Origin of the sequence: Maribacter litoralis, assembly GCF_003075045.1 — a bacterium.
GTDB classification, from domain to species: Bacteria; Bacteroidota; Bacteroidia; order Flavobacteriales; family Flavobacteriaceae; genus Maribacter; species Maribacter litoralis.
On the sequence record NZ_QCZD01000008.1, the window covers coordinates 1 to 12,889 of the forward strand.

The 12,889-nt window shown below is 36.2% G+C and carries 8 protein-coding genes and 1 rRNA gene; 6 read left to right on the plus strand and 3 right to left on the minus strand.

The features are described 5' to 3' along the window. Positions 1-110, plus strand: a 5S ribosomal RNA gene (rrf, locus tag DCS95_RS19125). A gap of 327 nt (positions 111-437) precedes the next feature. On the opposite strand, the gene DCS95_RS19130 is transcribed toward rrf, so the two are convergent. From DCS95_RS19130 to DCS95_RS19140, 3 genes are all read right to left on the minus strand, one after another. Then, on the minus strand, positions 438-1,904 hold the full coding sequence (locus DCS95_RS19130; RefSeq protein ID WP_116772408.1) for a glutamate synthase subunit beta: 1,467 nt from the start codon (positions 1,902-1,904) through the stop codon (positions 438-440). A 9-nt stretch (positions 1,905-1,913) separates the two neighbouring features. Further along, on the minus strand, positions 1,914-6,422 hold the full coding sequence (gltB, locus tag DCS95_RS19135) for a glutamate synthase large subunit (protein ID WP_116772409.1): 4,509 nt from the start codon (positions 6,420-6,422) through the stop codon (positions 1,914-1,916). Between the two features lie 321 nt (positions 6,423-6,743). After that, on the minus strand, positions 6,744-7,883 hold the full coding sequence (locus DCS95_RS19140) for an acyl-CoA dehydrogenase (protein WP_116772410.1): 1,140 nt from the start codon (positions 7,881-7,883) through the stop codon (positions 6,744-6,746). A 339-nt stretch (positions 7,884-8,222) separates the two neighbouring features. Here DCS95_RS19140 and nhaD point away from each other — a divergent pair, with 339 nt between their 5' ends. Genes nhaD through DCS95_RS19165 form a run of 5 tightly spaced genes read left to right on the plus strand, consistent with a single transcriptional unit; the run spans position 8,223 to position 12,879 of the window. Further along, positions 8,223-9,593, plus strand: a complete 1,371-nt coding sequence (gene nhaD / locus DCS95_RS19145; protein ID WP_116772411.1) for a sodium:proton antiporter NhaD — start codon at positions 8,223-8,225, stop codon at positions 9,591-9,593. A 52-nt stretch (positions 9,594-9,645) separates the two neighbouring features. Continuing rightward, positions 9,646-10,335 (plus strand): MotA/TolQ/ExbB proton channel family protein, encoded by a 690-nt coding sequence (locus DCS95_RS19150; protein WP_116772412.1) that lies wholly within the window; start codon positions 9,646-9,648, stop codon positions 10,333-10,335. A gap of 10 nt (positions 10,336-10,345) precedes the next feature. Next, positions 10,346-10,732: an ExbD/TolR family protein gene (locus tag DCS95_RS19155; protein WP_027068115.1), complete on the plus strand. Its 387-nt coding sequence runs from the start codon at positions 10,346-10,348 to the stop codon at positions 10,730-10,732. Beyond that, on the plus strand, positions 10,733-11,671 hold the full coding sequence (locus DCS95_RS19160) for an energy transducer TonB (RefSeq protein WP_116772413.1): 939 nt from the start codon (positions 10,733-10,735) through the stop codon (positions 11,669-11,671). It begins immediately after the preceding gene. Further along, complete coding sequence (locus tag DCS95_RS19165; RefSeq protein ID WP_116772414.1) at positions 11,668-12,879, plus strand: bifunctional folylpolyglutamate synthase/dihydrofolate synthase; 1,212 nt, start codon at positions 11,668-11,670, stop codon at positions 12,877-12,879. Before DCS95_RS19160 ends, DCS95_RS19165 begins: the two co-directional genes overlap by 4 nt. Positions 12,880-12,889: the final 10 nt, after the last annotated feature.

Here is a 12,889-nt window from a genome sequence, read left to right on the forward strand (position 1 = left end):
AGGTGGCCATGGCGACGGGGCCCACCCCTTACCATTCCGAACAGGGAAGTTAAGACCGTTTGCGCCGATGGTACTGCTATACCAAGTGGGAGAGTAGGTAGCCGCCTTTTTCGAAAGCCCCTTACAGTAATGTAAGGGGCTTTTTTTATGGAATATATTCTAATATTTGATTTACCTTTTAGTATAATATCCTCAAATCTAACGACTGTAATAATTGCTGTTTGCATTTAAGAAAAGCTCCGATAGGGAGTCATTATTTATAGTAGTTATTACCAAAAGATTCAGGAGGGGCTAGGTGGGAGATTTACTAGAGTATTAATTTATAATAAACCATATTAGACATTTAAATGTATCAAACAAATGTTGTTAGTCTATTTACGATAAAAAAAGCCTCTACTATATAATAGCAGAGGCTTTTATGCGATTGATAAACGGGATTATACCCTAGGCAAATCTCCCTCACCTTTTAATGGTAATGCAGTTTCTCCCATTAAATATTTATCTACGTGGTGTGCGGCTTGTCTACCTTCGGAAATTGCCCATACAATTAACGATTGTCCTCTTCTTTGGTCTCCAGCGGCGAAAACTCCAGGGACATTGGTCTTATAATCGTTTTCAGAGGCTTTGATATTGGTTCTTGCATCCATTTCTAAACCTAATTGACTTGCAACCGTATTTTCAGAACCAGTAAAACCTAATGCCAATAATGCGAGGTCACATTTCCATTCTTTTTCAGTTCCTTCAACTTCTTTTAATTGTGGTCGCTGTCCTGGGGTTTTGATCCATTCCACTTCAGAAGTTATTAAACCCGTAAGATTACCATCTTTGTCACCAATGAATTTTTTAGTTGATATGCTGAAGAAACGTTCTGCACCTTCTTTATGTGAAGAACTAGTTCTTAAACGCATTGGCCAAAATGGCCATGGCTGACCTTCTGGTCTGTCTTTAGTTGCCATAGGCATTATTTCAAAATTCGATACGGAATTTGCTCCATGTCTAAATGAGGTACCTATACAATCTGACCCTGTATCACCACCACCGATAACAATAACATTTTTACCGGTAGCTTTTATTTCCTCTCCTAATTCTTTGATGCCATCTACACGTCTATTATTTTGACCAAGAAAGTCCATTGCCTGAACAACACCTTTTAGATCTGCACCTTCTATAGGAAGATTTCTTCTAACCGTAGCACCACCTGTTAATACAATGGCGTCAAAATCATGTTTTAAATCATCGGCTTTTATATCTACACCAATATGTACTCCACATTTAAACGTAATACCTTCTTCTTTTAAAACGTCTAAACGACGGTCAATCACATTTTTTTCCATTTTAAAATCTGGAATGCCATAGCGAAGTAATCCTCCTGGTTTTTCATCGCGCTCAAAAACTGTTACATCATGACCGGCTCTGTTTAATTGCTGTGCGGTAGCTAAACCTGCAGGACCTGAACCAACAATTGCTACTTTTTTTTCTGTTCTCGAAAGCGGTGGTTTAGCTGTAATCCATCCTTTTTCAAAAGCAGTTTCAACTATGTTTTTTTCAATATTCTCAATACTTACGGGATCTTCATTTATGCCTAATACGCAAGCTTCTTCGCATGGTGCTGGACATAATCTACCCGTAAACTCTGGAAAATTGTTTGTAGAATGAAGAATTTCACTCGCTTTATCCCATTTGCCACGATATACGGCATCGTTGAAATCCGGAATTAAATTACCTAATGGGCAACCACTATGGCAAAAAGGAATACCGCAATCCATGCAGCGAGCTCCTTGGTTTTTTAATTCTTTTTCCGGCAATGGTACCGTAAATTCTTTATAATTTTTTAAACGTTCCTCAACCGGTTCGTATGCTTCAATTTTTCTGTCGAATTCCAAAAATCCTGTTATCTTTCCCATGTTCCGATCTTAAATAGTTTGTAAATTTTCTTTTTCTAATCTAATTAAAGCCTGTCTGTATTCTTCAGGTAGAACTTTAACAAATTTTGGCAGGTATGATTCCCAATTTTCTAGAATACGTTGAGCTAAAGGACTTGAGGTAGAATTATAATGACTTTCAATTAAATCTTTCAGCTGCTTTATATCTGCTGTTTCTGTAACTTCTAATAAGTTTAGACCTTCTAGGCTGCAACGCTGTTTAAATGTCTTATTATTATCCAATACGTAAGCGATACCGCCACTCATACCAGCTCCAAAATTTCTACCTACTTCACCTAATATAACGGCAACACCACCTGTCATATATTCACAGCCATGATCACCAATACCTTCAACAACTGCCTTTGCGCCTGAATTACGAACGCAGAAACGCTCCCCTGCTTTACCGTTTATATAGGCTCTACCAGCAGTAGCACCATAAAGGGTTACGTTACCAGTTATCACATTGTCCTCTGGAACTATAGTAGATTTTTCTGGTACTTTTATAACCAATTTAGCTCCTGAAAGCCCTTTACCTAAATAGTCATTGGTATTTCCATTAACTACCATGGTCAAGCCTCTTGTTGCAAACGCACCAAAACTTTGACCAGCGGACCCTGTGAAATTTAAACGCAAGGTGTTAATTGGAAGTCCTTCTGCACCATATGTTTTAGAGATTTCATTACTAATAATGGCACCAACGGCACGATCAGTATTACAAATAGGGTAATCTAGGGTTAATTTTTCTTTTCTAAATAAAGATGGATTAGCTTTTGCAATAATGTCGAATTCTATTGATTTGTCTATATCATGCTTTTGTTTTTCGGTGTTATAGAATTTGGTTCCTTTAGGAACATCAACTTGATGAAGTATTGGGGTTAAATCTATACCGGCCGCTTTGTAATGATCAATTGCTTTTTTTCGATCTAGTTTTTGAACTTGACCAACCATTTCATTTATGGTCTTAAACCCTAATTGTGCCATAATTTCACGTAATTCTTGTGCTACAAAATACATGTAGTTTACTACGTGTTCTGGTTTACCTTTAAATTTCTTTCTTAGTTCAGGGTTTTGAGTTGCAATACCTACAGGGCAGGTATTTAAATGACATACACGCATCATAATACAACCTGAGGCTACTAATGGAGCAGTTGCGAAACCGAATTCCTCAGCACCTAAAAGACATGCAACGGCAACATCTCTTCCGGTCTTTAATTGTCCGTCACATTCCAGAACAATTCTATTTCTTAAATCATTTAATACTAAAGTTTGTTGTGCTTCGGCAATACCGAGTTCCCATGGTAAACCTGCATGTTTTAAGGAAGTTAAAGGAGATGCTCCTGTACCGCCATCAAAACCAGAAACCAAAACGACATCTGCCTTTGCTTTTGACACACCTGCCGCAACCGTACCCACACCAACTTCAGAAACAAGTTTTACGTTTATTCTTGCCTTTCTATTGGCAGATTTTAAATCGTAAATAAGTTGTGATAAATCTTCAATGGAATAGATATCGTGGTGTGGTGGTGGTGAAATTAAACCTACATAGGGAGTTGAATTTCTAGTTTTAGCAATTTCTGGATTTACTTTTGGACCAGGTAATTGACCACCTTCACCAGGCTTGGCACCTTGTGCCATTTTAATTTGTATTTCTTTTGCGTTGGTCAAGTAATTGGAAGTAACCCCAAATCTACCGGAAGCAACTTGCTTGATTGCACTGTTCTTCCAATCTCCAGTTGAATTTTTGTAAAATCTAGTTTGATCTTCTCCACCTTCACCTGAGTTACTTTTACCACCAATACGATTCATGGCGATTGCTAAATTCTCATGTGCTTCTTTACTAATTGAGCCATACGACATTGCCCCGGTTTTAAACCTTTTAACAATTTCTGTCCAAGGTTCAACTTCTTCAATTGGAATAGGGTCATAATTAGAGAATTCAAAAAGACCTCTTATGGTCATTAAGTTTTTTGACTGCTCGTTAACCATACGTGAGTACTCCTTATAAGTATCTGGCTCATTGTTTCGAACAGATTTTTGAAGTTTGGCAATAGATAATGGATTGAACATATGTTTTTCTCCATCTCTTCTCCACCTGTACTCACCACCGATCTCTAAATCTAAATTAGCATCAATATGTTTTTTGCTAAAGCTCTTGTGATGACGAAGAGCGATTTCTTTTTCAATCTGGTAAAGACCTATACCTTGAATACGAGTAGGGGTATTTGGAAAATACTTTTCAACCACTTTAGTATTTATACCTATACATTCAAATAATTGAGAACCACGGTATGAGTTTAAAGTAGAAATACCAATTTTGTTCATCACTTTTAGTATACCCTTACCTATGGCCTTGTTGTAATTTTTAATAGCCTCATCAAATGTAAATTCAGTAATGTCATGCTCTTCGATTTGCTCAGCAATGATTTCATTAACTAAGTAAGGATTAATAGCACTTGCACCAAAACCAAATAATAATGCGAAATGATGAACTTCACGTGGTTCAGCAGATTCGATAATAACACTTAGTTTAGAACGTTTGCCCAATTTTTGTAAACCACTGTTTACGAATGAACAAGCTAATAGCGCAGGTATAGGAGCCATTTCTTCATTGACATTTCTGTCTGAAAGTATAATGATGTTTGCACCCTCGTCTACTGCTTTAGACGCTTGGTTAAGAACAGATTGCAAAGCATCTTCTAAGCCGTTGTGTCCTTGTTGTATCGAGTACAACATAGGTATTGAAATAACCTTGTAATCTGGACTTACATCATAGTTTTTGATTTTGTCCAAATCTTCCTTGGAGATAACCGGATTCTGTATTTTAAGTTTTCTACAGTGTAATTCTGAAAATTCAAATATATTATGGTCGCTACCTAAGGTTAAACTGATGTCAGTAATTAATTCTTCACGTATACCATCTAACGGTGGGTTGGTGACTTGTGCAAAAAGTTGCTTGAAATAGTTGTAAATTAATTGAGGGCGTTGAGACAAAACAGCTATTGGTGTGTCAGACCCCATTGATCCGATAGGTTCCTTACCGGACTTTGCCATTGGTAGAACGATCGTATTGATATCCTCTAAGGTATAACCAAATACTGACTTCCTTTTTTCAAGCGTTTCTTCACCTAAAAATAACGGACAATCATTATAAGGTATATCCTTTAAATGTACCAAATTGTCATCTAGCCATTTTTTATATGGAAATTTTTGTGCGATGTTTTCTTTAATTTCTTCATCATTCACAATTCTTCCCTCTTCCATGTTTACCAAGAACATTTTACCCGGTTGTAGTCTTCCGTGAAAATCTACATTTTCAGGAGTGATGTCTACAACACCGGTTTCAGAAGACATTACTACGTAATCATCTTTAGTTACCGTATATCTAGAAGGTCTTAGACCATTTCTATCCAAAACGGCACCAATGTAATTACCGTCTGTAAATGGTATTGAGGCAGGTCCGTCCCATGGTTCCATCATACAGGAATGGTACTCGTAGAAAGCTCTTTTTGCCTCTGACATTTCAGGATTTTTTTCCCAAGCTTCAGGTACTAGTATCATCATAACTTCTGGTAAGGATCTGCCTGTCATCAATAGTAGTTCAACCACCATATCCATTGTTGCAGAATCAGACTTACCAGGTAATATTATAGGAAGTATGTTCTTGATTTCATCACCGAACATATCACTTTGTAATAGTTCTTCTCTTGAGAACATACGAGTAACGTTACCACGTAAAGTGTTTATTTCACCATTGTGGCACATGTATCTAAATGGTTGTGCCAAATCCCAAGTTGGGAAAGTGTTTGTGGAGAAACGTTGGTGTACCAATGCTAATCTGGTAACCACTCGCGGATCCATTAAATCTGAATAATAAAGACTGATGTCCAAAGGCATTAAAAGCCCCTTAAATATAATTATCTTGGTAGATAAGCTAGGAACATAAAAGAATTTGTTTTCAGATAATTTTGAGTTGATTATAGTATGCTCGGTAATTTTACGGGCAATGAAGAGCTTTAAGTTAAAGTCGAAATACTCTTGTTCTTTATTTTCTTTTGCTACGAATATTTGTTTCACAAAAGGTTCTGTTTCTGCAGCAATTCTACCAGGAATAGATCTATTGACAGGAACGTCTCTCCATCCAAGTAATTTTAACCCTTGTTTTTCTATGTTTTCTTCAAAAACTGAAATACAGAAATTACGCTGGTTCTCCTTGCGGGGAAAAAATATATTACCAACAGCGTATTCACCGGCTTCCGGTAAATCAAAATTACAAACAGCTTGAAAGAAGTCATGTGGAATATCAACTAATATACCTGCACCATCACCTGTTTTACCGTCGGCACTTACTGCACCTCTATGTTCTAAACGTTCTAATATCTCCAACGCTTTATGTATAATGTCGTTGGATTTTTTTCCTTTAAGGCTGCAAATAAAACCAGCCCCACAGTTGTCATGTTCAAATTCCGGTAAATATAATCCTTGCTTCTTCATTGTCATAATTTGTGGTATTTCTTCAAAAATATCAATTTAATTGAATTATATTCAATGATTAGAACAAATTCAAATATTAAATTCAACGAAACAAATAAAAGCTTAAAAAAACTATAATTACATATTTTTAAAACCTTCAATTTATCATATTGATAAATTTAAGTTAATAATATGAAAATATAGGGGTGAAGATGGGGGTAAATGGCGGTTTATATAACTTTCTAACAATTATGCCTTAGTTTATTTATAGGGTAACAGATATAATTGTCCGTTTGTTAAACATCACCCCCTATTTTTAAGAGGGGTGATGTTCAAAGCTGATTGTTTTTATTTCAAAATGCTTCTTGAAATTACAATTTTTTGTATTTCTGAAGTGCCTTCGTAAATCTGTGTAATTTTAGCGTCTCTCATTAAACGCTCAACATGGTAATCTTTTACAAAACCGTTTCCTCCGTGAATTTGTACGGCTTCAACGGTAGTTTCCATAGCAACTTTAGAAGCATATAATTTAGCCATGGCGCCAGAAAGGTCATAATCCTTACCGTTATCCTTATCTAAAGCAGATTGATATACCAACAGTCTTGCGGCCTGTATTTCAGTATGCATGTCTGCAAGTTTAAATGCAATAGCTTGATGATTGCTAATTTCTGTTCCAAAAGCTTTACGTTCTTTGGAATATTTTAAAGCCATTTCATAAGCTCCGGCCGCTATTCCCAATGCTTGGGCAGCAATACCTATACGACCACCTGCTAAGGTTTTCATGGCAAATTTAAATCCGAAACCATCTTCACCTATTCTATTCTCTTTTGGAACCTTTACGTCGTTAAAAATTAAAGAGTGGGTGTCACTACCTCTAATGCCCAATTTATTTTCTTTAGGTCCTATTTCAAAACCAGGGGTTCCTTTTTCTATGATCAAGGCGTTTATACCCCTATGTTTTTTTTCTTTGTCGGTTTGTGCAATTACTAAATAGGTACTTGCGGTGCCGCCATTTGTTATCCAATTCTTGGTGCCATTTACTATGTAGTGGTCACCCATATCGATTGCGGTAGTTTTTTGTGAAGTAGCATCACTACCTGCTTCTGGCTCTGAAAGACAGAAAGCGCCAATTTGCTCTCCAGTAGATAATTTGGTAAGGTATTTTTCTTTTTGTTCTTCAGAACCAAATTTTTCCAGTCCCCAGCAAACCAAAGAGTTGTTAACAGACATTACTACTGATGTTGATGCATCTATTTTAGAAATTTCTTCCATGGCTATGACGTAAGATAAGGTGTCAAGGCCACTGCCACCATATTTGGGATCTACCATCATTCCTAAAAATCCTAGGTCGCCTAATTTTTTAATTTCTTCTTTAGGGAATCTTTGTGCGTCGTCTCGTTCAATTACCTCTGGTAAAAGTTCATTTTGAGCAAAATCTCTTGCCGCTTGCTGTATAAGTTTTTGTTCTTCATTCAATGAAAAATCCATCTAATATGTATAAAAGTTATCTTCTCAAAGATAAAGATATAGTAGTTAAATATTAAACTTTAAATAAGGGTATTGTTTGTTTTTTAAAATTATAATGACATTGGTCTATGCTGACAGAAATTATTTAACATTTCATTAAGCGTTAAAATATTGACTGCAGAAACATGATATTTCGATAATAGTTCGGTTTAAGTATTTGGATGTCAGATATCTTCGGTATTATTGTGAAATCATTAGGAATTCACACACAATTTTAAATATATTTGGATGATTTAATTTTTTGTAATTAGAACCTATATTTGACACCTTATCAATAGATATTAAACAAAACCAAACAACATGGAAACTATAATTATTATTGTTTTTTTGGCAGGATATCTTGCCATTACCTTAGAGCACAATCTTAAAATTGACAAACTTATTCCGGCGTTGGCTATGATGGCCATACTATGGGCTTTGATTGCTCTTGGTATAGACGGCTATGAGAATTGGTTCGATTCTGCGAAACAAGGTTTGGTTTCCGGTTTTTCTGATTTAGGGCATTTGGATAGAATGCATATTATGGAAGAATCTCTTTTGCATCATTTGGGTAAGACTGCAGAGATATTATTTTTCTTGTTGGGGGCTATGACCATAGTTGAAATTATAGACTACTTTGATGGTTTTGCAACCATTAAAGGGTTTATTAAGACCAAAAAGAAAAGTAAATTATTATGGTTGTTTTCCATTTTAGCATTCATATTATCTGCGATTATTGATAACTTAACTGCTACCATTGTATTGATTACTATATTACAGAAAGTAATAAAAGACCGTGAAACAAAACTGTGGTTTGCGGGTATGATAGTTATAACTGCGAATGCAGGTGGGGCATGGTCTCCAATTGGTGATGTTACGACAACAATGTTGTGGATTGCAAATAAAGTAAGTGCCGGTCAATTGGTAATTCACGTTTTGTTACCTTCTTTGGTTTGTATGTTAGTTCCTGTATTAATAGCGGGAAGATTTAAAGTTTTTAAAGGTTTAATTGACGGTGATTTAGATGACGAGATTTCAAAGTCTAAGTACGGAGCAACAATGTTATATTTAGGTCTTGGTGCAATTTTGTTCGTACCTATTTTTAAGACAGCTACGCATCTTCCACCATATGTTGGTATGATGTTGTCTTTAGCGGTCGTAGCAACTTTTGCGGAAATTTATAGTAATAAAAAATTCAATATTTCTAGTGTAGAGGGTGAAGATGATGATAATGCTGGTCACCATAGTCCTGTACATCATTCCTTATCAAAAATAGAGCTGCCTAGTATATTGTTCTTCTTAGGTATTTTATTGGCAGTTGCAGCAATGGAATCTTTAGGTATTTTATTCAACGCTGCAGGAGCTTTAAATGAGGCTATTCCTAATACTGATATAGTGGTAATGTTATTTGGTGTTGGTTCTGCAGTAATTGATAACGTACCATTGGTTGCGGCTAGTATGGGTATGTTCAGTGAGCCGTTGGATAGTCCGCTTTGGCATTTTATAGCTTACTCTGCCGGTACAGGTGGTAGTATGCTAATTATTGGTTCTGCGGCCGGTGTTGTAGCCATGGGTATGGAAAAAATTGATTTTTTCTGGTATTTGAAAAAAATAGCATGGTTGGCATTAGTTGGTTTTGTTAGTGGTGCCTTAGTATTTATATTATTGAGAGATTTTGTTCTACATGGATAATTTAATTCGCAATTCATCGTTATAATGGCAAATTCAATACTTAAAGTATACTATGATATTATTTCAGGATTTGGCTCAAGATACGAGCGAAGAATTATTGTCTGAAGAGAAAACTCTATCGGTTATAGATTTAATATTTAATGGAGGAACGGGAAGTGTAATAATTATTACCGTTCTCTTCATTATGTTAGGGGTGGCATTATATATCTATTTTGAACGTTTACTTGCAGTTAATGCAGCTTCGAAAATAGATAAGAATTTCATGAATCAAATTCGTGATTATGTTACTTCAGGTAAGTTGGACGCAGCTAAAATTTTATGTGCACAGACAGATTCTCCTGTCGCTAGACTAACGGAAAAGGGTGTTTCTCGTATTGGTAAACCATTGGACGACATCAATACAGCTATTGAAAATGCCGGTACCTTAGAGGTCTATAAATTAGAAAAGAATGTAAGTATACTTGCAACCGTAGCCGGTGCTGCTCCCATGATTGGCTTTTTGGGAACCGTTATTGGTATGATTCTTGCTTTTCATGAAATGGCCAGTAGTGGTGGTCAGGCAGAGATGGGGTCATTGGCCTCTGGTATTTATACCGCGATGACAACTACCGTAGCCGGATTAATTGTGGGGATTATAGCTTACGTCGGATATAACCATTTGGTAAATAGAACCGATAAAGTGGTTCATAAGATGGAGGCTAATGCCGTAGAATTTCTAGACTTATTAAACGAACCTCTTTAATTTTTTTACTATGAAATTAAAAGGAAGAAATAAAGTCAGTCCAGACTTTAGCATGTCGTCAATGACAGATATTGTGTTTTTGTTGTTGGTGTTTTTCATGCTAACTGCAAATTCACCCAATGCTTTAGATCTATTGTTGCCAAAAGCAAAAGGGAAGTCTACAAACACTCAGAACGTATCGGTTAGCATTGATAAGAATCTTCAGTATTTCGTTAATGATGAAAGAATTAATGGCGAGTATATTGAGATTGAGCTGAAAAAGGCATTGGCTGGACAAGATAGCCCTACAATTATACTCAGAGCTGAAGAAAGCGTAGCAATTAAAGAAGCGGTAAATGTAATGGATATCGCTAATAGAAATAATTACAAAGTTATTTTGGCGGTTCGCCCAAATTAAATGGCATTTTTAGACACTAAACATAAAAAGAAGTCGCTGACACTTACTACGTTGTTGTTAAGTGCGCTTTTACTTGTTTTGTTTTATATAGGTCTAACATACATGGATCCACCAGAAGAGAACGGAATATCGGTCAATTTTGGAACTACTCAATTTGGAAGTGGTAGAATACAGCCCAAAGAAAAAATACAATCAGAGCCTGTTGATACACCGCCAGTAGAGCCAACGCAACAAGAAGTAGCGGAGTCGATTGAAGAGCCGGTAAATGAAGTTGAGGAACCTGTAGCTGAGAAAGAAGCTCCGGCTGAAAAACTTTTAACGCAAGACAATGAAGAGGCTGTTAAAATAGAACAGGCAAAAGAAGCTAAGAGGAAGGCAGATGAAGCTGCAGCAAATGCGAAACGAAAAGCTGAGGCTGAAGAGAATAGGAAAAAAGCAGAAGCTGCTAAAATAGCCCAGCAAAAGAAAGAAGCAGACGAAAAAGCTCGTAAAGAACAAGAAGCGAAGAAAAAAGCTTTGGATGAAATGATGGGTGGTCTTAATAAATCTGATGGAACTGCCACCGGAAGTGAAGGTGATGATAATAGAGCCGGTGATAAAGGTCAACCAGATGGCGATCCATATGCTACTAGTTACTATGGAGGTCCAGGTAGCGGTAACGGAACTGGTGGTTATGGTCTAAATGGTAGGTCATTGGTCAACAAGGGTAAAGTTGCGCAAGAGTGCAACGAATCTGGCAGGGTAGTGGTAAAAATAGTTGTAGATCGCAACGGCAAGGTTATAAGTGCTCAACCAGGTGTAAAGGGTACTACGAATAATGATCCTTGTTTGTTAGAACCGGCTAGAAAAACCGCTTTTATGCACAAGTGGAATTTAGATAGTAATGCACCTAGTAAACAAACCGGTTTTGTAGTCGTTAATTTCAAGTTGGGAGAGTGACCTATAAAGAAACTTTAGATTGGATGTTTGCCCAACTTCCAATGTATCAGAATAAAGGTAAAATAGCTTTTAATTCTAAACTAGATGGAATAACTTCATTTGCGAACCATTTAGGAAACCCACATCAAAATTTTAAAAGTATACATGTAGCTGGCACCAATGGTAAAGGATCCAGTAGTCATTTGCTGGCATCGGTGCTTCAAGAAGCCGGTTATAAGGTAGGCTTGTATACCTCACCTCATTTAAAGGATTTTAGAGAGCGAATTCGCATCAACGGTAAAAAAATATCCAAAAATTGGGTAGTTGCTTTTATTGAAAACAATCGCTCCTTTTTTGAAATGCATCAACTATCATTCTTTGAAATGACAGTAGGTATGGCATTTTCATATTTTGATAAAGAAAAGGTTGATATAGCCATAATAGAAGTGGGCTTGGGCGGTCGTTTAGATTCTACTAATATTATTGCGCCAGAAGTAAGCTTAATTACTAATATTGGTCTTGATCATACTGATATTTTAGGAGATACCATTCCAAAGATAGCATGGGAAAAAGCGGGTATTATAAAACCCAATACACCGGTTGTAATTAGTGAGTTTAGTGAAGAAACGGCGCCGGTATTTAATGATGTGGCGGCAGAATTGAATTCCGAGATTATCTTTGCCGATAGAAAGAGTTATAAGGCCTATCAAATAGGTTTGCTAGGCTCTTATCAAAAAAGAAATATAAAAGGTGTTCTAGGTGTTTTGAATCTTCTAAAGTATTTTAAAATAGAGGAACAGCATAAAATTGACGGTTTTAAAAGGGTAGTGGAGAATACCGGATTAATGGGGCGTTGGCAAAAAATAGGGGAACAACCTATGATCATCTGTGATACTGCTCATAATAAAGACGGATTGTCGTATGTCTTAGAACAAGTAAAAGCACAAGATTTTGAAATGCTGCATATAGTTTTGGGAGTGGTTAAGGATAAAGATATTTCTGAGATTTTACCTTTATTTCCAAAAAATGCAACTTATTATTTTTGCAAACCAAAAATATTTAGGGGAATGGATGAAAATGTTTTGGCAAAGTTGTTTTATGACTTTAATTACAAGGGAAATGTTTATCAATCTGTAAATAAGGCATTTAATGCGGCAAAAAAGCAGGCTAAAAATAATGATCTTATTTATGTTGGAGGAAGCAATTTTGTAGTTGCTGAAATTCTTTGATTTTTTATTG